Origin of the sequence: Streptomyces avidinii, assembly GCF_014650695.1 — a bacterium.
GTDB lineage: Bacteria > Actinomycetota > Actinomycetes > Streptomycetales > Streptomycetaceae > Streptomyces > Streptomyces avidinii.
In genome coordinates, this window is sequence record NZ_BMVL01000008.1 from 167,526 (window position 1) to 190,700 (window position 23,175).

A 23,175-nucleotide genomic window follows, 5' to 3' on the forward strand; every position below is an offset into this window, starting at 1 on the left:
CGCGACCGAGGGGATCGGCCAATTGGGCCGGTGTGTCGCGCGATCTCGCTGATATCACGGACTTTTTTTGTGATTCTTCGGATCAGGTTATGGGCGAATCGGTTACCCGAGGCCATTAATTCGAACAGATATTCGCTTATCGCGTCTCGACACGGCCCCGCTATTTCGGCGGAGACTGCGGCGGGGACTGCGAGTGCCGCACCCGGTGCCAGCGGCGCAGCAGCCCCTCCGGGACCTCCTCCACCGTGACCGCGTAGACGAGGTGGTCACGCCAGGCGCCGTCGATGTGCAGGTACCGCGGGCGCAGACCCTCCTCGCGCAGGCCCAGCTTCTCCACGACGCGCCGGCTCGGCGTGTTCTCGGGGCGGATGCACACCTCGATCCGGTGCAGGCCGACCTTCCCGAAGCAGTGGTCCACCGCCAGCGCGACCGCCGTCGGCATCACGCCGCGGCCCGCCACCTCGCGGTCCACCCAGTAGCCGATGTGGCCCGCGCACATCGAGCCCCAGGTGATCCCGGCGACCGTCAGCTGGCCCACCAGGCGGCCCTGGTACTCGATGACGAAGGGCAGCATCCGGCCCGCGTTCGCCTCCGCCCGCAGATGGCGGACCATCTGGCGGTACGTGGGCCGCTGGATCACCGGCCCCCACGGCGCGGGCGGCGGAATCGTGGCCTCCCACGGCCGGAGCCAGTCGCGATTGCGCCGGTTGACCTCGCGCCAGGCCTTCTGGTCCCGCAGCTTTATCGGCCGGAGCGTGACATCGCCGTCCGCCAGCACCACCGGCCAGGTCGGGCCGTTCAGCTCGTGCTCCCGGAGGGCGCCGCCGGTCTGGGGTGGTCGCCGCCCCGCAGCTGGTCGACCGCGTGCGGCAGGACGCGGGACAGGACGGCGAGCCCGTCGCGCACCCCGCCCGTCGAGCCGGGGAGGTTGACGACGATGGTGCGCCCGGCCACGCCCGCGAGGCCCCGGGACAGGGCCGCGGTCGGCACCTTCGCCAGGCCTTCGGCGCGGATGGCCTGCGGGATGCCCGGGATCTCGTAGTCCAGCACGCGCGCGGTGGCGTCCGGGGTGCGGTCGGTCGGCGAGATTCCGGTCCCGCCGGTGGTCAGGATGACGTCGTACCCGGCGGCCACGCCCTCGCGCAGCGCCTGCTCCACGGGATCGCCGTCCGGGACGACCCGCGGGCCGTCCACCGTGAAACCGAGCTGCTCCAGCGCCTCCGCGAGCAGGGGGCCGCCCTTGTCCGCGTACACGCCCTGCGAGGCCCGGTTGGAGGCCGTCACGACCAGGGCCCGGCCGAGCGGCTGCACCGGCGCCGCCGCCGCAGCCTCGCCGGGAGCGGCATGGCTGTGGCTGTGGCTGTGGCTGTGCACTTCACCGCCGCGCGGGGCGTTCACGAGCGCGCCCAGTCGCCGGACTTGCCGCCGGTCTTCTCCTCCACCCGGACGTCCGTGATGACGGCGCCCTTGTCGACCGCCTTCACCATGTCGATCACGGTGAGGCCGGCGACCGCGACGGCGGTCAGCGCCTCCATCTCGACGCCCGTGCGGTCGGTGGTCTTCACGGTGGCGAGGATCTCGACCGCGTCGTCGGCGACCCGCAGGTCGACCTTGACGCCGGAGACCGCCAGCGGGTGGCACAGCGGGATCAGGTCGGGCGTCTTCTTCGCGCCCATGATCCCGGCGATCCGCGCGGTGGCGAGGGCGTCGCCCTTGGGCACACCCTCGCCGCGCAGCAGCTCGATCACCCGCGGGGCGACGAGTACGCGTCCGCTGGCCCGCGCCGTCCGGGTGGTGACGTCCTTCCCGGACACGTCGACCATCCGGGCCGCGCCGGCCTCGTCGATGTGGGTGAGCCTGCTCTCGGTACTCATTGCTGCGCCGCTCCGCTCTGGGCTCCCGAGGAGCCTGTGTGGTGCGACACACGCTACCCGCACCGGCAGTGCTTCAGCCGAGCAGGATCACTTCCAGCTCGCTCCCGGGCTCCACCGAGGTGACGTCCTCCGGTACGACCATCAGGGAGTCGGCGTGCGCCAGCGCGGCGATCAGGTGGGAGCCCGATCCGCCGACCGGGCTGACCGTCCCGCTCTGCGCGTCGTACTTGCCGCGCAGGAACTGGCGGCGGCCAGCCGGGGAGCCCAGCGCCTTGTCGGCCGACAGCACCGCCCGCACGCTCGGCCGCCGCACCTCGGACTCCGGCAGCCCCATGAGGGCGCGGATCGCGGGGCGCACGAACAGCTCGAAGGAGACGTACGAGGACACCGGGTTGCCGGGCAGCGCCAGCAGCGGGGTGTGGTCCGGGCCGATCGAGCCGAAGCCCTGCGGCTTGCCGGGCTGCATGGCGAGCTTGCGGAAGTCGATCCCGCCGCCGTCGATGTCCTCACCCTCGTCGGACTGCCCGACGGAGGACAGCGCCTCCTTGACCACGTCGTACGCGCCGACGCTCACGCCGCCCGTGGTGACCAGCAGGTCGGCCCGGATCAGCTGGTCCTCGATGGTGGAGCGCAGGGTGTCGGCGTCGTCCGCGACGGCGCCGACCCGGTAGGCGATGGCTCCGGCGTCCCGCGCGGCCGCGGCCAGCGCGAAGCTGTTGGAGTCGTAGATGGTGCCCGCGGTGAGCGCCTCGCCGGGCTGGACCAGCTCGCTGCCGGTGGACAGGACCACCACGCGGGGGCGCGGCCGTACCCGTACGGTGCCGCGCCCGATGGCGGCCAGCAGGGCGATCTGCGGCGGCCCGAGGACCGTACCGGCCGCGAGGGCCAGGTCGCCGGCCTGTACGTCGCTGCCGCGCGCCCGGACGTGCTCGCGCGCCTCGGCGGCGCGGTGCACCCGTACCTCGCCGCTCGCGTGCTCGGGGGCGGCGCTGGCCGGGACCATCCCGGCGGCCGCGCCGCCGCCCGTACCGCCGTCGGTCCACTCGACCGGTACGACGGCTTCCGCGCCGGGCGGCAGCGGGGCGCCGGTCATGATCCGGGCAGCCTCGCCGGGGCCCACGGTGGGCAGCTCACCGCTGCCCGCCGCGACGTCCCCGACGACCGTCAGCACCGCGGGGAACTCCTCGCTCGCACCCTGGACATCGGCCGTGCGGACGGCATAGCCGTCCATGGAGCTGTTGTCGAAGGGCGGGAGGGCGACGGGCACGGTCACGTCCTCGACCAGGACACAGCCCTGGGCGTCCAGCAGTTGGAGCTCGATGGGCTCCAACGGCCGGACGGCCGAGAGGACGTCCGCGAGGTGCTCGTCCACGGACCACAGACGGTGGCCGGTGTCCTGCGGTGCGGAACTGCTCAAGGTGCTACATCTCCTCCGTGACGTAACGGTGAAGCCAGGTGCGGAACTCGGGGCCCAGGTCGTCGCGCTCGCACGCGAGGCGGACGATGGCCCGCAGGTAGTCGCCGCGGTCCCCGGTGTCGTAGCGACGGCCCCGGAAGACCACGCCGTGCACCGGACCACCGACGGTCTCGTCGGCGGCCAGCTTCTGCAGGGCGTCGGTGAGCTGGATCTCCCCACCGCGGCCCGGCTCGGTCTCCCGCAGTATGTCGAAGATCGCGGGGTTGAGGACGTAGCGGCCGATAACTGCGTAATTGCTGGGGGCGTCCTGGGGGTCCGGCTTCTCGACGAGGCCGGTGATGCGGACCACGTCGTCCTCGTCCGTGGCCTCGACGGCGGCGCAGCCGTAGAGGTGGACGTTGGCCGGGTCGACCTCCATGAGTGCGATGACGGTGCCGCCGGTGCGGGCGTAGATGTCGGCCATCTGACGCAGCAGCGGGTCACGCGGGTCGATGAGGTCGTCGCCGAGCAGAACGGCGAAGGGCTCGCGGCCGACGTGCGGCTCGGCGCACAGCACCGCGTGGCCAAGACCCCGCGGGTCGCCCTGGCGGACGTAGTGCATGGTGGCCAGGTCGCTGGATTCCTGGACCTTCTTCAGGCGGTCGTCGTCGCCCTTGGCGATGAGGGCCGACTCCAGCTCGTAATTCCGGTCGAAGTGGTCTTCCAGCGCACGCTTGTTACGCCCAGTGATCATGAGCACGTCGTCGAGCCCGGCGCCGACGGCCTCCTCCACCACGTACTGGATGGCCGGCTTGTCCACAACCGGGAGCATTTCCTTCGGGGTCGCCTTGGTCGCCGGGAGGAAGCGAGTACCGAGGCCAGCGGCCGGAATCACGGCCTTCTTGATCACGGGGTGCAACATAGTCATGCCCCGAACGATAGTGGCTTCTGTCGAACGCCAGACGAGATCGCGGCAGGTAGATGCTGATATGGACCCATTCGGAAGGATATTTGATTTCCTCGTGGCCGAGAACCCGCACACCGTCTCCGCCAAGGCCGGGCTGCGCCGAGAACTGCTCGCCGCACGCCGCGCCCTGTCCCCCGAGAACTGTCGTACGGCGGCCACCGCACTCGCCGTCCGGGCCTTCGAACTGCCCGAACTGGCCGATGCCCGCGCGGTGGCGGCGTACGTCTCGATCGGCACCGAGCCCGGCACCCGCGAGCTCCTCGACGCCCTGCGCGCGGCCGGCAAGCGGGTACTGCTCCCGCTGCTGCTGCCCGACAACGACCTCGACTGGGCGGCGTACGAAGGCCCCGACAACCTCGCCGAGGCCGCCCACCCGGGGAAGATGCGGCTGCTGGAGCCGACCGGCCCCGCGCTCGGACCGGACGCGGTCACCGGGGCCGACGCCGTACTGCTGCCCGGACTCGCGGTGGACGGCCGCGGCATGCGGCTGGGCCGCGGCGGGGGCAGTTACGACCGGGTGCTGGAGCGGCTGGAGCGCGCCGGGGCGCATCCCGCGCTCGTCGTGCTCCTCTACGACGACGAGGTGGTCGCGCGGGTCCCGGAGGAACCGCACGACCACCCCGTGCAGGCGGTGGCGACCCCGTCAGGGGTGCGCCGCTTCAGCCGGACCTAGGAACCCCCGGGCGTGAGGGTCAGGGTGTCGACCGTGGCCTTCTCGACGGCGTCCTTGCCGAAGGGCCACTCCAGCAGCTCGCCCTTGGCCCACATCGTCGTCTGGTCCGTGTAGTGCGCGTTGTACGCGTGCCCCGAGGCGCCCGTCAGGTTGATCCAGCGCGACTTGTCGAGCTCGTTGAGGTTCACGACCATCCGCATCGAGGGCACCCACGTGACCCCGTACCCGCTGGAGGCGTTCCAGCCGGTCGCGTTGACCGTGGCCTCGCCGCCGCCCAGGTTCCACGGGCCGCGGTTGAGGAGCCACTGCATGAAGCCGGGGCCCTCGGTGCCGATGGTCTGGTTCTTCAGCGTCAGCTGGTGCAGGCGGCCCCAGCTCCAGGTGGACTGGTCCTTGCCGAGCTTGGCGGTCAGCTCCCAGCGGGCGTCCGCCATGGCCCGCGCGAACAGCTCGTCGCGGGTGGTGGTGGCCGGCTTGTTCAGGCCCTTGGCGGGTGCGCTCCACCACGGCGACTTCTCGTCCTTGACCAGGCGGCGGACCACCTCGAACCAGCGGTCGCCGCCGTCGGGCTGCGCCGAGTCCGCGTCGCGGGTACCGCACTCGCGGACCGTCTTGGCGAGGTCGTCGGCCGGGCCGGTGCCGTTGCCGAGGACGTTCATGCAGCTGCCCTCGAGCCGCAGCTCCTTGGGCATCTTGTCGCCGAAGGACAGCTTCAGGATGTTGCGCCAGACCGCGTTGAAGTAGGCCGCGGCGGCCGAGTCGGACTCCTGGGTGTAGTTCCAGCCGTCCAGCAGCTTCTGCGCGGCGCGCACGCCCGGGTCCGAGATCTCGATCTTCGAGAGCATCGGGGTCAGCAGCGCGGCGATCTCGCTGCTGTTGTCCATCTGCATGGTGCGCATGTCGTCGGTCGAGATCCGGCCGCCGTCCTTGATCTTCGCCTCGATGAGGTCGTTGATCCGCTGGCTGCGGGCGCCGTAGCCCCAGTCGGTGGTCAGCAGGTACGGGTACTTGCCCGCGCCGGTCCCGGTCTCCACGACGGCCTGGTTGGCGGTGACGATGTAGCCGCGGGACGGGTTGTAGTCCCAGGGCATCTCGTTCTGCGGGATGTAGCCGTCCTTGCCGTCCTTGCCGCCCTTCCAGGCGTACTTGGAGTCCCAGCCCGGGGTGGGCATCCGGCCGTCGCCCTGGCCGCGCACCGGGATGCGACCCGGAGCCTGGTAGCCGATGTTGCCCGCGGCGCCCTTGTTGTCGGCGTAGATCAGGTTCTGGGACGGCACGTCGAACTCGGCGGCGGCCGCCCGGAAGGCCGCGAAGTCCTTGGCCCGGTTGAGCTTGAAGACCGCGTCCATCGTCCTGCCCGGGTCCAGCGCCGTCCAGCGCAGGGCGACGGCGTACCCGTCACCGCGGTCGGGGGCGGCACTGGCGACGGGGGCGCGGGTGCCGACCGTGGCGAGCTCCTCGCTGCGGTCGGAGACGAGCGGGCCGTTGTTGGTGGTGCGGACGGTGATCTTCTTGCTGGCGCCGCCCGCGACCTTGATGACCTCTTCACGGGTGGTGAAGGGCAGCACCCGGTTGTCGTAGACGTAGCCCTCGGGCTTGACCTGCTCCAGGTAGAGGTCGGTGACGTCGGCGCCGAGGTTGGTCATGCCCCAGGCGATGTCGGCGTTGTGGCCGATGACCACGCCGGGCATGCCGGAGAAGGTGTAGCCGGCCACGTCGTACTGGCACTGGGCCGAGACCGTGCGGCAGTGCAGGCCCATCTGGTACCAGACCGAGGGCAGCTGCGGGGACAGGTGCGGGTCGTTCGCGAGCAGCGGCTTGCCGGTGGTCGTGTACTTGCCGGAGACGACCCAGGAGTTCGAGCCGATGCCGCTGCCGTTGGGGCCGAGGGTCGCCGGGACCTTGTCCAGGGTGTCGGCCAGTGCGGTCAGCTGGGTGCGCAGGCCCACGGTCGCGCCCTGGGCGGTGGCGTTGTCGGCGAGGCCGGTGCCGTTGCCGGTGGGGGTCACGGTCTGGGTCCCGACGGCGTTGCCGCTGCCGGATCCGGTCCCGGTGCCCGAGCCGCTGCCGGTCCCGGTGCCCGAGCCGCTGCCCGCGGCGCCGCCCTGCGGGGTGTACTTGCCGCCGTCGACCTTGCCGCCCTCGACGATCGGCTTGTTCCGGTCGAAGGGGTACGGCGGGTAGAGCTCGTCGATCTGCGCCTGCGAGAGCTTGGTCGCCATCAGGGCGCGGTCGATCTCGTCCTGCATGTTGCCGCGCAGGTCCCACGCCATCGCCTTGAGCCAGGCCACCGAGTCCACCGGCGACCACTGCTCGGGCCGGTAGTCGTCGCTGAGCTTCAGGGCAGCGTGCTCGACGGAGAGGTCCTTGCCGGACTTCCCCTTCAGGTACGCGTTGACCCCGTCGGCGTAGGCCTGCAGATACTTCTTGGTCTCGGTCGACAGCTTGGTGTCGTACTCGGCCTGGGCGACCTGGCGCCAGCCCAGCGTGCGCAGGAAGGCGTCCGTCTCGACCTGGCCGGAGCCGAACATCTCGGAGAGCCGCCCGGACGTCATGTGACGTCGTACGTCCATCTCCCAGAAGCGGTCCTGCGCGTGCACGAAGCCCTGCGCACGGAAGAGGTCGTCGTCACTGTCCGCGTAGAGCTGGGGAATGCCTCGGGCGTCGCGCTTGACCTCGACGGTCCCGGTCAGGCCCGGCACCTTGAGGGAGCCGGTCGTCTGGGGGAAGGAGGCGCGCACGCCGTCCACGCTCCAGTACGCCCCGTAGCCGAGGCCCGCGACGAGAGCCAGGACCAGGACGAGCACGATCAGACGGGCGCGTCGTCCCTTCTTCTTGACGGGAGGAGCGGTTTCGTTGGCGGGCATCGCTGTCCTTAGAGGGGCAGGGTGGTCCTGGGAGTGCTGGGAGCAACCATAGGCGCAGGACCGACTTCGTTGATCCGCCAGGGGTGGAGCTGACGAGGACAGGGGCGAACAGGCGTTTCACAATGTGGTTATCGCGTAAAGGGCGCGTCAAAGATTAGGTAAGGTAACGAACTACTTGCCGAACTTGTCGCCCGGGAGGATGGGTCCACCGGGCGCATTGAGGAGGGCCGCCCGCTGACTGTCCACACGCTCAATGAGCTGCTGCTGGTCTGCTCGCTCGTGCTGCTCGTCGCGGTCGCGGCGGTACGCATCTCTTCGCGCAGCGGCCTCCCCAGCCTGCTCATCTACCTCGGCATAGGCGTCGCGATAGGACAGGACGGCATCGGCAACGTCGTATTCGACAATGCCGAGCTGACCCAGGTCATTGGCTACGCCGCGCTGGTCGTGATCCTCGCCGAGGGCGGTCTGGGCACGAAGTGGAAAGAGATCAAGCCGGCCCTGCCGGCCGCAGTCGTGCTTTCCCTGGTGGGCGTTGCGATCAGCGTGGGCGTGACGGCGGCGGGGGCGCACTACCTCGTCGGGCTGGAATGGCGGCAGGCCCTGCTGATCGGTGCGGTCGTCTCCTCGACCGACGCCGCGGCCGTCTTCTCGGTGCTCCGCAAGGTCCCGCTGCCCACCCGGATCACCGGTGTCCTGGAGGCCGAGTCCGGCTTCAACGACGCACCCGTCGTCATCCTGGTCGTGGCCTTCTCGACCGTCGGCCCGGTGGACGAGTGGTACGTCCTGATCGGCAAGATCGCCCTCGAACTGGCGATCGGCATCGCGATCGGCCTGACCGTGGGCTTCCTGGGCGCCTACGGCCTGCGGCACGTGGCCCTGCCCGCCTCCGGCCTCTACCCGATCGCCGTGATGGCCATCGCCATCGTGGCGTACGCGGCCGGCGCGATCGCGCACGGCTCCGGCTTCCTCGCGGTGTACCTGGCGGCGATGGTGCTCGGGAACGCGAAGCTCCCGCACTGGCCGGCCACCCGGGGGTTCGCCGACGGGCTCGGCTGGATCGCCCAGATCGGCATGTTCGTACTGCTGGGCCTGCTGGTCACCCCGCACGAGCTGGTCCGCGACTTCTGGCCCGCGGTGGTCATCGGGCTGGTGCTCACGATGGTGGCGCGGCCCCTGGAGGTCTTCATCAGCCTGCTGCCCTTCCGGATCTCCTGGCAGGAACAGGTATTGATGTCGTGGGCGGGCCTGCGCGGCGCTGTACCCATCATCCTGGCGACGATCCCGATGGTCTCGGGGATCCAGGGCAGCGACCGCGTCTTCAACATCGTCTTCGTGCTGGTCGTCGTCTACACCCTGGTGCAGGGCCCGACCCTGCCCTGGCTCGCGCGCAAGCTGAACCTCGGCAACGGGGACGAGGGCGCGTCCGACCTCGGGATCGAGTCGGCGCCGCTGGAGAAGCTGCGCGGACACCTGCTCTCCTTCTCCATCCCGCCGGCCTCGCGGATGCACGGGGTGGAGGTGAGCGAGCTGCGACTGCCGCCGGGTGCCTCGGTCACGCTCGTGGTCCGGGACGCGAAGAGCTTCGTACCGGCGCCGTCGACCGTGCTGCGGCGCGGGGACGAGCTGCTGGTGGTGGCCACGGATCCGGTCCGGGACGCGGCGGAGACGCGGCTGCGGGCGGTGGCCCGGGGCGGCAAGCTCGCGGGGTGGCTGGGCACGGGCGGGCCCGTCCCGCATTAGAGCGTCGTTCTAATTCGGCCAGATATGCCCGCTTTTGTCTGCTTTTCCGGGCTCTTTACATGCGAAGCTGCCGTTAATCCCAGGTGAAGACACCCCTTGTCACCGAATTCACAGGGCGTGGTAGTGGGTTTCCCTGTACGATGAAGGCACACCAGATCGAACCAACTCTGCCTGACGCAGAGCTGGCGCGACCGCAAAGCGGCCGTGGCACCACCCGCAGTGGGGCGCCCAGGTATCACTCGGTTCTGCGCAAGAGGACAGCTCTCGGGGCTCCCACATGTACGGGTGCGACCGCTCACAAGGCGAAGCACCGTCCGCAGACGGGGAAGCTCTACCAGGCAGCGGAAAGGCAAGGCCGTGACATCCGCGGTCACGACCGACACGTCCGCCCGCCCCGGCTACGGGCAGCTCCTGCGCACTCCCGGCGCCCTCGGCTTCGTACTCCCCGGCTTCGCAGCGCGGCTCCCCTTCGGAATGCTGACCATCAGCATCCTGCTGCTGGTCCAGCACACCACCGGTTCCTACGGCAGCGCCGGCATCGTCGCCGCCGTCACCGGTATCTCCATGGCGCTGTCCGCGCCGCTGATGGGCATCTTCACCGACCGCTTCGGCCAGACCGCCGTCCTGCTGCCCGTGGTCCTCGCGCACTCCGCCGCCGTCACCGGCCTGGCCGCGCTCGCGCTGCTGGACGCGCCGGTCTGGGCACTGGCGCTGGCCGCCGTACCCACCGGTGCCTCGGTGCCGCAGGTCGGACCCATGGTCCGGGCGCGCTGGGCCGCCAAGCTGGAGGGCTCGCCGCTGCTGCCGACGGCCGCCGCCTTCGAGTCCGTCACCGACGAGTTCACCTTCGTCGTCGGCCCGGTCCTCGCGACCGCGCTGTGCACCGGCGTCCACCCGGCGGCCGGCCTGGTCACCGAGGCCACGCTGAGCCTGCTCGGCGGCCTGCTCTTCGCGGCCCAGCGGGCCACCCAGCCCAAGACCCACGCCCCGTCCGCCACCGGTGAGAAGCGCGCCTTCGCGCTGTCCTTCCCCGGCCTGCGCGTCCTGATCTTCGCCTTCCTCGGGATCGGCGCCGTCTTCGGCGGCATGCAGGTCTCCCTCGCCGCCTTCTCCAACGAGATCGGCAACCCCGGCGCCAACGGCCTGCTCTACGGAGTCTTCGCCGCGGGCAACATGATCGCCGGCATCGCGATGGGCGCCATCGCCTGGAAGATCGGCCCGCGCCGCCGGCTGATCCTGGGCTACATCGGCCTCACCGCCGCCGCGTCCGTCCTGTGGGCGGCGAACTCGATGATCCTGCTGGGCGCGCTCGGCCTGGTCGTCGGCCTGTTCATCGCCCCGGCGCTGATCACCGGCTACACGATGGTCGAGCAGCTGGTCCCCGCGGGCGCCCGGACCGAGGCCTTCACCTGGCTGACCGGCTCGATCGCCTTCGGTCAGGCCGTCGCCGTCATCCTGGCCGGCCGCCTGACGGACGCGCACGGATCCTCGTTCGGCTTCCTGGTGCCCATGGGTGCCACCGCGCTCGCACTCGCCGCCCTGCTGGCGCTGCGGGCGAAGCTGGCCCCGAAGGCCCCGAGCCGGATCGTGAACGCATCCGCACAGGAGGCCGCGCCCGCGACCCGTACGGAGACCCCGGCGAAGGGCCGGGCAAATGCCCCGGCCACCACCCCGGCCACCGCCCCCGCCACCGCCCCGTCGGCCTCCCGTAACCGGGTGAACGAGCGTGGGATGGGTCACCGCGTGCCGGTGACGGTGGACTGATCCGCCGGAATACGTCACCATGGAGCCGTCGTTAGCACTCATTGAGTCAGAGTGCCAGGAGGAAATTCGTGCCGACCTACCAGTACCAGTGCACCGAGTGCGGTGAGGGCCTTGAGGCCGTGCAGAAGTTCACCGATGACGCACTGACCGTGTGCCCGAGCTGCGACGGACGCCTGAAGAAGGTGTTCTCCGCGGTCGGCATCGTCTTCAAGGGCTCCGGTTTCTACCGGAACGACAGCCGTGGCGCGTCGTCGAGCAGCACCCCTGCCTCGAAGCCGTCGTCCAGCTCCTCGTCGTCCTCGACGTCGACCGCTGCCGCCGCTCCGGCCGCCTCGTCCTCCTCGACGTCGTCGAGCTCGTCGAGCAGCAGCTCCACGTCGGCCGCCTGATCGCTTCCCCCCGAGGCCCCGCCCGCCGTACCGGCAGCGGGGCCTTCGGCATGCCCACGGCAGGGCCTTAGGGTGGACCGCATGGTGAACGCAGAGATCGGTGTCATCGGCGGTTCGGGCTTCTACTCCTTCCTGGAGGACGTCTCCGAAATACAGGTGGAGACCCCTTACGGACCCCCGAGCGACTCCCTGTACATGGGCGAGCTGGGCGGGCGCCGGGTGGCCTTCCTCCCCCGGCACGGCCGCAGTCACACCGTCCCGCCGCACAAGATCAACTACCGGGCCAACCTGTGGGCGCTGCGCTCCGTCGGGGTGCGCCAGGTGCTGGGCCCGTGTGCGGTCGGCGGCCTGCGAGCCGAGTACGGGCCGGGCACGCTGCTCGTTCCCGACCAGCTGGTCGACCGTACGAAGGCCCGCGCCCAGACCTTCTTCGACGGCGAGCCGCTGCCGGACGGCTCCGTTCCGAACGTCGTGCACACCACGTTCGCCGACCCGTACTGCCCGGTGGGCCGGTCCGTGGCACTGGCCGCGGCACGGGGACGCGGCTGGGAGCCGGTGGACGGCGGCACCATGGTCGTCATCGAGGGACCTCGCTTCTCCACGCGCGCCGAATCGCGCTGGCACGCGGCGGCGGGCTGGTCGGTGGTCGGCATGACCGGTCACCCGGAGGCGGTCCTCGCCCGTGAGCTGGGGCTCTGCTACACCTCGATGGCCCTGGTCACCGACCTGGACGCGGGCGCCGAGACCGGCGAGGGGGTGTCCCACACGGAGGTCCTGAAGGTGTTCGGCGAGAACGTCGGGCGGCTGCGCGAGGTCCTCTTCGACGCGGTGGCGGCCCTGCCGGCCACGGAGACCCGGGACTGCCTGTGCACGCACGCCCACGACGGCTGGGACCTGGGCATCGAGCTCCCGTAGGGACCGCTGTCAGTGGCGGCTCCTACCCTGCGTGCATGGGAAATTCAGGGGGGATGGCCGTGGCGCGTGCCACGGTGGAGGAGCTGCGGGAATTCGCGGCGGAGGCGGGGTGCGCGGGCCTCGACGCCGATGCCGACCTGGGCGGCGGCTGGGCGGCGGTGTACTGCGCCGACCAGCCGGGCGGCCTCGCCCCGGCACTGGCGCGGCGGACCGGCGCACCGGTGTTCACGGTGGACCACCTCGACAGTGACGTCGGCTTCGTCGACGCCGCCACCTTCTCCGGGGGCCGCTGGAAGGCGCTGCTGAACCGGGACACCGCGGAGGACTACGAGATACCCGTCGACCGCTTCCCGGTCGAGCCGGCCCTGGCGGGCGCGCTCGACTGGGCGGCCGACGCCGGGCTGACCGCCGACCGCGAGGGCATCCGGGCCGCTCTCACCGGTTCCGAGGCCTTCGCGGAGGACCTCGCGGACCGGCTGCTCGGCGCGCTCGGTCTGGCGCCCGCCGCGGAGAGCGCGTAGCGGAGAGCGGGTGGTGGAGAGCGGGTAGTGGAGAGCATGTAGCGGCCGGCTGTCACATCCGGCCGGGCTGTCCGGTCCTTCCTGGTGAAGGCGGAAAACGACCGCCCCTGCCCGGGAGATGACTGTCATGCCGCGTATCTCGCTCACCCCGCCCCGCACCCTCCTCATGCGCATCGGCTCCTGGTACTCGCGCCGCACCTACGGCAAGGTGCTCGACCCGGGCCGGGCGTACGGGCACCACTCGCAGGTGCTGCTGTCCTACGTCCGCCTGGAGCGGAGCGCGGCGAAGTGGAAGGCGCTCGACGCCGGCCTCAAGCACCTCGCGGTGATGGCGTCGGCGGCCCGCATCAACTGCTCGTGGTGCATGGACTTCGGCTACTGGGAGGGCCACGAGCTGGGCGTGCCGGCGGAGAAGATCGAACGGGTGCCGCGGTGGCGGGAGGCCCCGGAGGTGTTCACCGAGCTGGAACTGCTGGTCATGGAGTACGCGGAGGCCATGACGGAGACCGCGCCGACGGTCACGGACGAGCTCGCGCGGGAACTGATCGTGCGGCTCGGCGAGGAGGCGTTCGTCGAGCTGACCGCGACGGTCGCGCTGGAGAACTGGCGCTCGCGCGTCAACAGCGCCTTCGGTCTGACCAGTCAGGGCTTTTCGGAGGCCTGCCGGGTCCCGACCGGACGATGACCTCGACAATGACGGCGTGAACACGGACCCCGCCCCCGCCCCGGCCATCGCCGTCACCCCCGCCGTCGATCCTGCAGTTGCCGACCGCAGGGTCATCGTCGCCCTCGACTTCGACGACCGCCGGGCCGCCGAGACGCTCGTCGAGCGCCTCGGCGACGCCTGTGGCTCCTACAAGATCGGCCTGGAGCTGCTGGTCTCCGCCGGCCCCGGACTCGTACGGGACCTCGTCGAGCGGGGGCACGAGGTCTTCCTCGACCTGAAGCTCTTCGAGATCCCGAACTCCGTGGCCGGCGCCGTCCGGGCCGCCGGCGCGCTGGGCGCGTCCATGGTGACCGTGCACGCCATGGGCGGTACGGGGATCATGTCCGCGGCGGTGGAGGCGGCGCGGGAGTTCCCGCGGCTCCGGGTGCTCGCGCTGACGGTGGTCACGAGCATGACCGGGAGCGACCTGGCGGACATCGGCGTCGACGCGGGTACGGAGGAGCAGGTGCTGCGGCTGGCACGGCTGGCGGTGGGCGCGGGATGCGACGGGGTCGTCGCATCGCCTCGGGAGGCCGGGGTCCTGCGTGAGCTGCTGGGGCCCGACCGGCTGGTCGTCACACCGGGGGTGACCCTGGGGCCGGAGGCCGAAGACGGCGCCCAGGACGACGAGGCCGCCGAGGGCCGCGCGGGCGTCAAGGGCCGCCGGGGCGCGGTGGGCTTCGGAGGGACGGCCGGCGGGCACGCCCGGCCGGGGACGCCCCGGGCGGCCTTCGCGGCGGGGGCCTCGCACGTGGTGGTGGGCCGGTCCGTCAGCCGGGCGGCGGACCCATTGGCGGCGCTGCGGCGGGTGGTGCGGGCCGCTGGGTGACCCGTGCGGGTGACGGGGTTGTCCACAGGCCCGGGATCGTCCACAGGCTCCGGCGGGATTCCGCGGGAGGCCGGATCGTGGGACGTGTCCGGGCGAGGGTCCGGACCCGGCTTCTCACTCCGTCTGGTGGTGTTCGTCATGTCCCGTTGTTCCACGGCCTCTTCGACTTCCTCCGCATGTCCCCCCGCCCGCCCGGTCCCGCCGTTCCCGCCGCTTCGGGTGGGGCGGGGCGGGGATCGGCTGCGCCGTGCCGTGCGGCGCCGGCGGCGGGTCGCCTCGGCCGCGCTGGCCGTCGTGGCGGCGGCGCTGGCGGTGGGCGGGACGGAGGCACAGGCTTCGCGGGGCGCCGCACCGCCCGGGGCACGGGTCGCCCGGGACGCTCCACCCGCGGCGGTGCGGATGGTGTCGGCCCCGGTGCGCATCGCGGACGCCGCGACCGTGCGACTGCTGCGGCCCGGGGACCTGGTGGATGTGGTCGCGGCGGAGCGGACCGGGCCGCCCAGGGTGGTGGCCGCCGGGGCGCGGGTTGCCGAAGTTCCCGATCCCGACAAGGGTGTTGCGGACGGCGGTGCGCTGGTGGTGCTGTCCGTGCCGCGGGACACCGCGCGGGTTCTCGTGGGCGCGGGTGCCACGACGCGGCTGGCGGTGACGCTGTGCTGATTCGCACACAGGGCCAGTCAAGTCACCTCGGGGCCAGGGCCGATTGGACACGACGCACCCGCACTGCCGTAGCTTTCGGAACCGTTGGCTCCGTGTTCGGCACATGTGAAGAAAGGCTCAGTGGTGAGCGAGAAGAAGAAGGAGAGCGTGCTGGCAGGCTTCAAGGCCTTCCTGATGCGCGGCAACGTGGTCGACCTGGCGGTGGCCGTGGTCATCGGCGCCGCGTTCACGAACATCGTGAACTCGGTGGTCAAGGGAATCATCAGCCCGGTGGTGGGCGCGGTCGGCACGCAGAGCCTGGACAACTACAGGTCCTGCCTCAAGGCGCCCTGCGGCATCGGCGCGAACGGCCAGCCGACGGGTGTCGAGATCCTCTGGGGCTCGGTGCTGAACGCGACGCTGACCTTCGTGATCACCGCCGCGGTCGTGTACTTCCTCATGGTGCTGCCGATGGCGAAGTACCTCGCCAGGCAGGAGGCCCGTCGCAAGGCGCGCCAGGGTGTGCAGGAGACCATGGAGATCACCGAGCTGGAGGTCCTCAAGGAGATCCGCGACACCCTGGTCGCACAGCGCGTCAATGGCGCGGCCCCGACCGGTGTGCGCGACGGGTTCTGACCGATCCGGCCGCCTCGGCCGATCAGATGTGGTGCGGGGGCTTCTCGTCGAGGAAGCGGGCCAGGTCGGCCGCGCTTCCGCCGGCGGGCGGCCGCTCGCCCCAGCCCCGGTCGGTGTCGTCCGAGGACTGCTGGTCCAGCGGGTCGTCGAAGACCAGCCTCGGCTTCGGGCGGGGCCGGTCCGCCTCGGGGGCGGGGCGCGGGGACTGCGGCTCGGGGGCGGGGGCGCTGCTCATGCCTCCAGGGTACGGCCGGCCCGGTTCCCGGCCCGGCTCGGCCGGGCGCCTCGGCATCCTTGCGGGCGTGGAACCACCGGCGCCCGGCCGCGCAGGCGGCGTGGGAGCCGCAGGCGGCGTTGGCCGCCACCGTGGTGCACGAGGTCCGGGGCGCCCACCGCGAAGCCCGGCCGCAGCAGCGACACGATCAGGCATCCGCCCGGGGCACACCGGATGTGCGGGCCGCGCGTCCGCCCCGTCGGAGGTCCCTCCCTCTGATCTCCTGGCCGGTATGGCCTACACCCCCATGAGCGCGCGCAGCCCCTACGAGCCCCACCGCGCCGCCACCCCGCTGGAGCTGTTCTTCGACCTCTGCTTCGTCGTCGCCATCGCGCAGGCCGGCGCCCGGCTGGTGCACTCGCTCGCGGAGGGCCATCCCGGCGCCGGGGTCGTCGGCTACTTCTTCGTCTTTTTCGGCGTGTGGTGGGCCTGGATGAACTTCACCTGGTTCGCCTCGGCCTACGACGTGGACGACGTCCCGTACCGGATCGCGACGCTCGTGCAGATCGCCGGCGTGCTCGTGTACGCGGCCGGGGTGAGCCGGGCCTTCGACGACAACGACTGGGCCGTCGCCGTCACCGGCTACATCATCATGCGCGTCGCGCTGACGGCGCAGTGGCTGCGGGCCGCCTCCTGCGAGCAGGGCCCGGCCCGGACTGCGGCGCTGAAGTACGCGGCCGGGCTGGTGGTCTGCCAGCTGGGCTGGATCGGGCTGCTGTTCGTCCCCGACGACATGAAGCGCTGGTTGTTCGTCGTCCTGCTCCTCGCCGAGCTGGCGGTTCCGGTGATCGCCGAGCGGGGGCACCAGACGCCCTGGCACGCGCACCACATCGTGGAGCGGTACGGCCTGTTCACCATCATCGTGCTCGGCGAGACGATCGCCGCGGCCACGGTGGCCGTCAAGTCCGCGATCGACGAGCACGAGGCGCTGGACCAGCTGCTGCCCATCGCGGCGGGCGGGCTGCTGATCGTCTTCGCCGCATGGTGGATCTACTTCGCCGTGCCGATGCACGAGCACCTGACGTCCAACCGCGAGGCCATCCCGTGGGGGTACGGGCACCTGCTGATCTTCGCCTCGGGCGCGGCGATCGGCGCCGGCATCGAGGTCGCCGTCGAGCACGCGGTCGGCAAGGCGCACATCTCCCAGGTCGCCGCGAACGCCGCCGTCATGGTCCCGACCGCGCTGTTCCTGCTGATGGTGTGGCTGCTGCACTCGCGCCACTTCAAGCGCGGCCTCGCCCAGCAGCTGGTCCTGCCGGTGTCCGCCCTCGTGACGCTCGCCTGCACCTGGACGGGGGTCTACGCCGTCCTGTGGGCGGGCCTCGTCGGGGTGCTGACGGTGGCGGTCGGCCTGACCCTGTCCACGCGCGCCGGCGCCGGCGCCACCAGCGCCGTCTGAATCCCCGCAGGCTCCCCGAACCGTCACTCCCGCGCCCCCGCCACCGTTCTCCAGCGCAGAACGACGCGCACCGACTGGAGGCCCTGCCTTGACACTCCCGGCACAACGCCACGGCACCGACCCCGGCAGGGAGCTGGCCGAGCCAGGTTTCTGGCAGCAGCCCCCCGCCCACCGCCTCGCCGCCTTCGCCCGGCTGCGCGCGGCCGAGGGACCGGTCCACGTCCCGGAGGGGTCCGGCCCCGGCCACTGGGCCCTCGTACGCCACGCCCAGGTGCAGGAGGCGAGCCGGCTGCCGAAGGTCTTCGCCAGCGCCCCCGGCGTGACCACTCCCGAGCCGGCCCGCTGGGTGCGGGCCCTCTTCGGGGACTCGATGGTCAATCTGGACGGCCCCGACCACGCCCAGCTGCGCAAGATCGTGCAGCGCGCCTTCACACCCCGCCTGCTGGCCGCCGCCGAGGCCGACATCCACGCCGTGGCCGCCCGCATCGTGGACGACGTACTGGCCGGGCGGCCCGACGAGTTCGTCTCCGCCGTGGCCTCCCGGCTGCCGCTGGAGGTCATCTGCAACATGATGGGCATCCCGGAGCACTACCGCGCCGAGATCGCCGACCGCGTCAACCACGCCTCCGAGAACATCGGGGTGGAGCGGGGCCTTGCCTCCCGGCTGCGGATGCCGGGGCGCGGTCTGCGCGCGCTCGCCCGGATGCAGCGGATGGTGGCGGGGATCGGGCGGGAGCGCCGGAAGAACCCCACCGATGACCTGATCTCGGCGCTGGTGTGCGCGAACGTCGACGGTCAGGCCCTCGGGGCCCGCCAGCTCGGCGCCTTCTTCTCCCTGTTGATGGTCGCCGGGGTGGAGACCACCCGGAACGCGATCACCCACGGGCTGACCCTGCTGACCGACCACCCGGACCAGCGGGACCTGCTGCTCTCGGACTTCGAGGCGTACGCGGACGGCGCGGTGGACGAGATGATCCGTCACTCGACGCCGATCATCCAGTTCCGCCGGACGGTGGCCGCCGAGCACACCATGGACGGGCACCTGTTCCGGCCGGGCGACAAGGTGGTCCTCTACTACGCCTCCGCCAACCGCGACGAGGCGGTCTTCCCCGACCCCGACGCCTTCGTCATCACCCGCTCGCCCAATCCGCACCTGGGGTTCGGCGGCGGCGGCCCGCACTTCTGCCTGGGCGCGCACCTGGCCCGGGTGGAGATGAAGGCGCTGTTCCGCGAGCTGCTGACCCGGCCGGTCGGGCTGCGGGCGGTGGGCCTGCCGGACCTGGCGGGGTCGAACTTCGACAACCGGGTCCGCTCGCTGCGGTTCGCCTTCGAACGCCCCTGACCGCGCCCCTCGGCCGCCGGCCCGCAGAAGGGCGGAGCCGGCCACCGGGCGGGCTGGGAGCCCGGCGGCCGGAGCGGGTGGGGACGGCGGCCGGAGCCTAGCGCTGGACGCGCCGCACGGCGAGGACGCAGTGGGCGCTGCTGGTGAGCACCGACTCGTCGCCCGCGAACGCCTGCAGGGTCTCCGGCGCGACCGGTCGGCCCGGGACCGCCTCCGGCCAGGCGCGGGTGGCGAAGAGGAAGTACGCCTGCCCGCTCTCGTCGGCCGCGGCGACCCACTCGTCGGGGGCGGTGCAGCGCGCGTTCATCCCGGGCAGGGTGAGCGCGATCTGGTTGCCCTCCAGCAGGATCTGCACGGGGAAGGTGGCGGCCTTGAGAGTGCCGTCCATGACCACGTCGCCGATCGGCAGGCCGATCTCCTCCAGCAGCCCGCGGGCGGCCGCCTCGCCCGCTTCCCGGCCCTGCGGGCCGTCACCGAGGGTGTAGGCGAGGAGGTACGGGATGTCGTGCGCCTCTTCGGGATCGCCGATCCAGGCGAGCACCGAAAGGGTGCCGAGCTGGGACCGGTCGATTTCGGCTTGAGTAGAAGTCATGCGCGCACCCTAGTGCTCTCTCCGCCGGGCCTTTCACGGCCCTTCACCCGGCCGGGCTAGACGGCCCAGAATCCCTCTCCGGTGTTCGTCTGCATGTTCGCGTCCTGGTACTGGAGACGCACAATGCGTGCGCTTTCCGGGATTTCGAACACGACCCATCCCTCGACCCGCTCACCGACCTCCAGGGAATCGAAGACGATCGGTTTGCCGGTCGTCAGCTCGCCGGTCTTCACCACCGGGTGACGCTGCCCCGCGCTGTCGTGCGCCCACATGCGTCCGAGAGCCCCGTACGAGGCTCCGCCCACGTTGACGAAGGACATCGATGCGGCCACCCAGCGCTTCCCGGCGGGCGGGGCGAAGTTCTTCTCGACACTGATCGCCGGGTCCACGAACGCTCCGAGCTCGACCTGGAGGTGCCGGCCGACCTGCCGGGCGTGCACCCGTACGGGGTCACCCACATGGGCATCCTTCGCACCGGTCCGTACGGGTTCCTCCGCCGCGCCCGGCACCCCGTCGTCCACCGGGACCGCGGGCGCGGCGGCCGGGGCGAGCGCCGCTCCCTCGGGTGCGCTCTGGCAGCCCGTGGAGCCGAACAGGAGGAGCGGGAGGAGGGCGGTGGCGGCGAGGGCGGGGCGAAGAGCGAAGGCGGGGGCGAGCGAGGCGGGCTGGCGCATGCGAGATCCCTTCTGGGACGTATTTCGGTCAGTCTCACGCCCCCGACCTGCAAATCGCGCACAACGACACGAGCGCGCGGAGCAAGTGCGTACGCCCGACTGCCAGCACAATGCGTTCCGGCGGAATCCCGCCGTCCGACACACCAGGAGGAATGAATGCGCAGCTCCGCCCGCCGAATGTCCCTCGCGGCCTTCTCCGCACTGGCCGCCACCACGCTTTTCACCGCTCCGGCCGGCGCCACCGTTTTCAATCAAGGGATTTCCGTACAGGACGCCTACGTCGCCCACGACGGCGCCGTCACCCTTTCCGGGAAGTACCACTGCGAGCAGGCGTCACCCCTGGGGGCGATGCAGATCAAGGCGACCGTCGCCCAGGAGGGCAGCGGCCGGCTGAGCATCGGCGCGGAGCAGCTCGTCTGCGACGGCCAGGAGCGCCGCTGGGTGGCCAACGCACCGGGCGCCTTCGTGAACGTGCGCCCGGGGCGGGCGGTGGTCACCGCGGAGCTCCAGGAGGTTCGGCTCTCGGGCCTGATGCCGCGGTCGGTCACCACCGTCGCCCAGGACACCAAGGACGTCGAGGTCCGCGAGCACTGAGCCGTGCGGCGGGCCCGGGGCACCCGCCCGAGGCCGGTAGCCGCCGCTACCGGCAGTCGGGGGCGACGTCCGTCATCGACATGAAAGCCACCGACCGGCATTCGGGGTCCGCGTGGGACCGCCCCGTCACCCGGTCCACGACGGCCGGCACCCCGGCCACGAGCAGGAGTGCGGCCAGGGCGCCCGTCACGGCCGCCTTGGTCAGCCCGCGCACAACACGATCCGTTCCATGGCTCGCATCATCACCCCACCCCCGGCGGCCCACAACCCGGGGTGATCGCCCGGTCACCCCGCGCTCCGGGGAGCGCCCCCGGCATCGAACTCGCACCACACCGCCTTGCCGTCGCCCCGGGACTCCACGCCCCAGTGCGTCGCCAGCGCGTCCACCAGCAGCAGACCGCGCCCCGTGGTGGCCGCCTCGCCCGGGCTGCGCCGGCGCGGCCACACGCTGGAGCGGTCCTTGACCCACAGCCGGATCCTGCGGACCGGCTCCGGCAGCACCTCCATGGTCAGCACCGCCCCGCCGTCGGTGTGCAGCAGCGCGTTGACCAGGAGTTCGCCGGCCGCCAGTTCCACGTCGTCGGCGAGATCCGGCATGCCCCAGTCGCGCAGGGCCTGGCGCAGGGCGTAGCGCGCCTCCGAGAGGCCTTCCGGGTCGGCCTGGTGGACGTACTGGTGGATGCGCGGCGCCCGGTGGGTACCCGGGTCGGGGGCCCGGCGCAGCACCAGCAGGGCCACGTCGTCCCCGGAGCCCCAGCGCTCCCAGAGCCGGTCCGAGAGGTGGTCGGCGAGCGCCCCGGCGTCCTGCGGTCCGCTGCGCACCGCCCGGGCGAGGGCGTCCATGCCGGCGGTGATGGTGCTGCCCGGCTCCTCCACGAGGCCGTCCGTGCACAGCACCAGCGTCTCCCCGGGGACCAGGTCGAGCCGGGTCTCGGGGAACTCCTCGTGCTCGAAGAAGGTGGCCAGCCCGAGCGGCAGCCCACCGCGCACATTGGGCCAGCCCGTACGCCCGTCCGTGTGGCGGATCAGCGGGCCGAGATGGCCCGCGCGGACCGCCCGGATGCCGCCCGTCTCCAGGTCCACCTGCGCGTACATGCAGGTGGCGAAACGCTCGGTGTCGAGCTCGGCGAGGAAGCGCGAGGCACGGGCCAGCACGGTGGAGGGGGGATGGCCCTCCCCCGCGTACGCCCGCAGCGCGATCCGCAGCTGGCCCATGATGGCCGCGGCGTGCGTGTCGTGGCCCTGGACGTCGCCCACGACGACGCCGACGCGGTCGCGGGGCAGTGCGATCACGTCGTACCAGTCCCCGCCGACCTCCCGCCCGCTCCAGGCGGCGTGGTAGCGGACCGCGATCTCGCCGCCGGTGATCTCCGGGATCCGGCGCGGCAGCATGGCGGCCTGCAGACCGGTCGCGAACTCCCGCTCCTGGTCGAAGAGGAGCGCCCGCTGGAGGGACTGGGCCACGATGCCCGCCAGGCCCAGGCAGAGATTGCGCTCCTCCGGGCTGAACTCGCTGCGGCGCCGGTAGAACAGGACCAGCCCGCCGATGGCCTTGGCCTGCGCGATCAGCGGCAGGTAGGCGGCCGCGTCGTACTGGATCCGGTCCAGGTACTCCGACAGCAGCGGGAACTCGCCGTCGAGCTCGCTGAGCGAGGTGACGAAACGTGCCTGCCGGGTGACCACCGCTTGCGACAGCGGCAGCGAACCGTCCAGCCGGGTGAACCGGCGCTCGCTCAGGATGTCCAGCGACTCCCCGCTCAGCGCGATGATCTTGATGGTGCCGCCCTCGACCAGCCCCAGGGCCAGCCCGTCCGCACCGAGCCGCTCCAGCGCGCCCGCCCCGGTCAGCGCGGCCGTGACGTCGTCCACCGTCACCGCCCGCGACAGGGCCTCCGTGGTCCGCTGCACGATCGTGGTCTGCTGGGCTCGGGCCGCCTCCAGCTTGCGCAGCAGCGTCGCCTGGGCCAGCTCGGCCGTGGCGTCCCGGACGATCCCCACGATCCGCTCCGGCTGCCCCGCGCCGTCCCGGAGCAGCCGGCCCGCGGTGTGCGTCCACTGGTCGCGGCCGTCGCGCCGCTGCACCATGAAGTACGCGCCGTACGTGTCCCCGCCGCCCGCCAGGACCCCTTCGATGATCTCGGTCAGCCGGACCCCGTCCGCGGGCGGGACGCGCAGTCCGACCCCGGGCACGGTTCCGTCGAACTCCTCCGGGCCGAGGTCGAAGACCTCCAGCGCGGCCTCGTCCAGCACCACCGTCCCGGCGCCCAGGTCCCATTCGAGACTGCCCATCCCGTTGAGCGCGAACCGCTCCCCGGGAGAGGTCCCCTGGGACCGCCGGACCGGCTCGGGTCCGTCGCGTTCCGCCGCTGCCACGTCCACACCCC

General features: G+C 72.0%; 24 protein-coding genes. 13 read left to right on the top strand and 11 right to left on the bottom strand.

All coding sequences use genetic code 11. From position 1 onward, the window contains the following. Positions 1-160: 160 nt before the first annotated feature. The 5 genes from IE257_RS22310 to galU form a co-directional block, all read right to left on the bottom strand. Complete coding sequence (locus IE257_RS22310) at positions 161-781, bottom strand: GNAT family N-acetyltransferase (protein ID WP_189971282.1); 621 nt, start codon at positions 779-781, stop codon at positions 161-163. Positions 782-798: 17 nt separating this feature from the next. After that, complete coding sequence (locus IE257_RS22315; RefSeq protein ID WP_189971574.1) at positions 799-1,311, bottom strand: MogA/MoaB family molybdenum cofactor biosynthesis protein; 513 nt, start codon at positions 1,309-1,311, stop codon at positions 799-801. Positions 1,312-1,394: 83 nt separating this feature from the next. Then, entirely contained in the window at positions 1,395-1,874 is a 480-nt protein-coding gene (gene moaC, locus IE257_RS22320; protein ID WP_030012065.1) for a cyclic pyranopterin monophosphate synthase MoaC, read from the bottom strand. A 73-nt stretch (positions 1,875-1,947) separates the two neighbouring features. Beyond that, positions 1,948-3,291 carry a molybdotransferase-like divisome protein Glp gene (gene glp / locus IE257_RS22325; RefSeq protein ID WP_189971284.1) on the bottom strand — a complete coding sequence of 448 codons (1,344 nt, stop codon included), beginning with the start codon at positions 3,289-3,291 and terminating at the stop codon, positions 1,948-1,950. Between the two features lie 4 nt (positions 3,292-3,295). Continuing rightward, entirely contained in the window at positions 3,296-4,198 is a 903-nt protein-coding gene (galU, locus tag IE257_RS22330; RefSeq protein WP_189971286.1) for a UTP--glucose-1-phosphate uridylyltransferase GalU, read from the bottom strand. Positions 4,199-4,292: 94 nt separating this feature from the next. Here galU and IE257_RS22335 point away from each other — a divergent pair, with 94 nt between their 5' ends. Then, positions 4,293-4,910: a 5-formyltetrahydrofolate cyclo-ligase gene (locus tag IE257_RS22335; RefSeq protein WP_229920579.1), complete on the top strand. Its 618-nt coding sequence runs from the start codon at positions 4,293-4,295 to the stop codon at positions 4,908-4,910. Here IE257_RS22335 and IE257_RS22340 read toward each other — a convergent pair. Beyond that, on the bottom strand, positions 4,907-7,777 hold the full coding sequence (locus IE257_RS22340) for a penicillin acylase family protein (RefSeq protein ID WP_189971289.1): 2,871 nt from the start codon (positions 7,775-7,777) through the stop codon (positions 4,907-4,909). The two genes, IE257_RS22335 and IE257_RS22340, sit on opposite strands and share 4 nt — an antisense overlap. 279 nt (positions 7,778-8,056) lie before the next feature. On the opposite strand from IE257_RS22340, the gene IE257_RS22345 reads away from it, so the two are divergent. The 9 genes from IE257_RS22345 (at position 8,057) to mscL (ending at position 15,916) form a co-directional block, all read left to right on the top strand. After that, positions 8,057-9,517, top strand: coding sequence for a potassium/proton antiporter (locus IE257_RS22345; protein ID WP_372453086.1), 1,461 nt, complete (start codon positions 8,057-8,059; stop codon positions 9,515-9,517). A gap of 357 nt (positions 9,518-9,874) precedes the next feature. Beyond that, positions 9,875-11,281 (top strand): MFS transporter, encoded by a 1,407-nt coding sequence (locus IE257_RS22350; RefSeq protein WP_189971291.1) that lies wholly within the window; start codon positions 9,875-9,877, stop codon positions 11,279-11,281. 68 nt (positions 11,282-11,349) lie between these two features. After that, positions 11,350-11,670, top strand: coding sequence for an FmdB family zinc ribbon protein (locus IE257_RS22355; protein WP_189735399.1), 321 nt, complete (start codon positions 11,350-11,352; stop codon positions 11,668-11,670). 81 nt (positions 11,671-11,751) lie between these two features. Beyond that, positions 11,752-12,585: an S-methyl-5'-thioadenosine phosphorylase gene (locus IE257_RS22360; RefSeq protein ID WP_189971293.1), complete on the top strand. Its 834-nt coding sequence runs from the start codon at positions 11,752-11,754 to the stop codon at positions 12,583-12,585. Positions 12,586-12,620: 35 nt separating this feature from the next. Further along, complete coding sequence (locus IE257_RS22365; protein ID WP_189971295.1) at positions 12,621-13,106, top strand: hypothetical protein; 486 nt, start codon at positions 12,621-12,623, stop codon at positions 13,104-13,106. Between the two features lie 127 nt (positions 13,107-13,233). Then, positions 13,234-13,791, top strand: coding sequence for a carboxymuconolactone decarboxylase family protein (locus IE257_RS22370; protein WP_189971297.1), 558 nt, complete (start codon positions 13,234-13,236; stop codon positions 13,789-13,791). Positions 13,792-13,807: 16 nt separating this feature from the next. Beyond that, entirely contained in the window at positions 13,808-14,641 is an 834-nt protein-coding gene (gene pyrF, locus IE257_RS22375) for an orotidine-5'-phosphate decarboxylase (RefSeq protein WP_229920580.1), read from the top strand. 252 nt (positions 14,642-14,893) lie between these two features. Continuing rightward, positions 14,894-15,301 carry a hypothetical protein gene (locus IE257_RS22380; RefSeq protein ID WP_308278786.1) on the top strand — a complete coding sequence of 136 codons (408 nt, stop codon included), beginning with the start codon at positions 14,894-14,896 and terminating at the stop codon, positions 15,299-15,301. Between the two features lie 120 nt (positions 15,302-15,421). Continuing rightward, positions 15,422-15,916, top strand: coding sequence for a large conductance mechanosensitive channel protein MscL (gene mscL / locus IE257_RS22385; protein WP_372453087.1), 495 nt, complete (start codon positions 15,422-15,424; stop codon positions 15,914-15,916). Between the two features lie 22 nt (positions 15,917-15,938). Here mscL and IE257_RS22390 read toward each other — a convergent pair whose 3' ends face one another. After that, the gene (locus IE257_RS22390) at positions 15,939-16,151 is read right to left on the bottom strand and encodes a hypothetical protein (RefSeq protein ID WP_189971303.1); all 213 of its coding nucleotides are present in this window, start codon (positions 16,149-16,151) and stop codon (positions 15,939-15,941) included. 271 nt (positions 16,152-16,422) lie between these two features. On the opposite strand from IE257_RS22390, the gene IE257_RS22395 reads away from it, so the two are divergent. Further along, positions 16,423-17,589, top strand: a complete 1,167-nt coding sequence (locus tag IE257_RS22395; RefSeq protein ID WP_189971305.1) for a low temperature requirement protein A — start codon at positions 16,423-16,425, stop codon at positions 17,587-17,589. An 88-nt stretch (positions 17,590-17,677) separates the two neighbouring features. Then, positions 17,678-18,931 carry a cytochrome P450 gene (locus IE257_RS22400; RefSeq protein WP_189971307.1) on the top strand — a complete coding sequence of 418 codons (1,254 nt, stop codon included), beginning with the start codon at positions 17,678-17,680 and terminating at the stop codon, positions 18,929-18,931. Positions 18,932-19,028: 97 nt separating this feature from the next. Here IE257_RS22400 and IE257_RS22405 read toward each other — a convergent pair whose 3' ends face one another. Further along, positions 19,029-19,523 carry a DUF5949 family protein gene (locus IE257_RS22405; protein WP_052872786.1) on the bottom strand — a complete coding sequence of 165 codons (495 nt, stop codon included), beginning with the start codon at positions 19,521-19,523 and terminating at the stop codon, positions 19,029-19,031. Between the two features lie 56 nt (positions 19,524-19,579). Next, positions 19,580-20,197, bottom strand: coding sequence for a DUF4352 domain-containing protein (locus IE257_RS22410; protein WP_189971309.1), 618 nt, complete (start codon positions 20,195-20,197; stop codon positions 19,580-19,582). A gap of 156 nt (positions 20,198-20,353) precedes the next feature. On the opposite strand from IE257_RS22410, the gene IE257_RS22415 reads away from it, so the two are divergent. Continuing rightward, complete coding sequence (locus IE257_RS22415; protein WP_189971311.1) at positions 20,354-20,791, top strand: DUF6299 family protein; 438 nt, start codon at positions 20,354-20,356, stop codon at positions 20,789-20,791. 46 nt (positions 20,792-20,837) lie between these two features. Here the strand turns inward: IE257_RS22415 and IE257_RS22420 are convergent, their stop codons facing one another. Continuing rightward, entirely contained in the window at positions 20,838-21,005 is a 168-nt protein-coding gene (locus IE257_RS22420; RefSeq protein WP_189971313.1) for a hypothetical protein, read from the bottom strand. A 71-nt stretch (positions 21,006-21,076) separates the two neighbouring features. Next, a complete protein-coding gene (locus tag IE257_RS22425; RefSeq protein WP_229920581.1) occupies positions 21,077-23,164 on the bottom strand; it encodes a SpoIIE family protein phosphatase in 2,088 nt (695 codons plus the stop codon). Positions 23,165-23,175 lie beyond the last annotated feature (11 nt).

Bases quoted from the DNA above. Each gene is read 5' to 3' on its own strand.
- moaC (WP_030012065.1), bottom strand. From the start codon at position 1,874: ATGAGTACCGAGAGCAGGCTCACCCACATCGACGAGGCCGGCGCGGCC.
- galU (WP_189971286.1), bottom strand. From the start codon at position 4,198: ATGACTATGTTGCACCCCGTGATCAAGAAGGCCGTGATTCCGGCCGCT.
- IE257_RS22340 (WP_189971289.1), bottom strand. From the start codon at position 7,777: ATGCCCGCCAACGAAACCGCTCCTCCCGTCAAGAAGAAGGGACGACGC.
- IE257_RS22360 (WP_189971293.1), top strand. From the start codon at position 11,752: ATGGTGAACGCAGAGATCGGTGTCATCGGCGGTTCGGGCTTCTACTCC.
- IE257_RS22365 (WP_189971295.1), top strand. From the start codon at position 12,621: ATGGGAAATTCAGGGGGGATGGCCGTGGCGCGTGCCACGGTGGAGGAG.
- IE257_RS22370 (WP_189971297.1), top strand. From the start codon at position 13,234: ATGCCGCGTATCTCGCTCACCCCGCCCCGCACCCTCCTCATGCGCATC.
- IE257_RS22390 (WP_189971303.1), bottom strand. From the start codon at position 16,151: ATGAGCAGCGCCCCCGCCCCCGAGCCGCAGTCCCCGCGCCCCGCCCCC.
- IE257_RS22395 (WP_189971305.1), top strand. From the start codon at position 16,423: ATGGCCTACACCCCCATGAGCGCGCGCAGCCCCTACGAGCCCCACCGC.
- IE257_RS22405 (WP_052872786.1), bottom strand. From the start codon at position 19,523: ATGACTTCTACTCAAGCCGAAATCGACCGGTCCCAGCTCGGCACCCTT.
- IE257_RS22410 (WP_189971309.1), bottom strand. From the start codon at position 20,197: ATGCGCCAGCCCGCCTCGCTCGCCCCCGCCTTCGCTCTTCGCCCCGCC.
- IE257_RS22415 (WP_189971311.1), top strand. From the start codon at position 20,354: ATGCGCAGCTCCGCCCGCCGAATGTCCCTCGCGGCCTTCTCCGCACTG.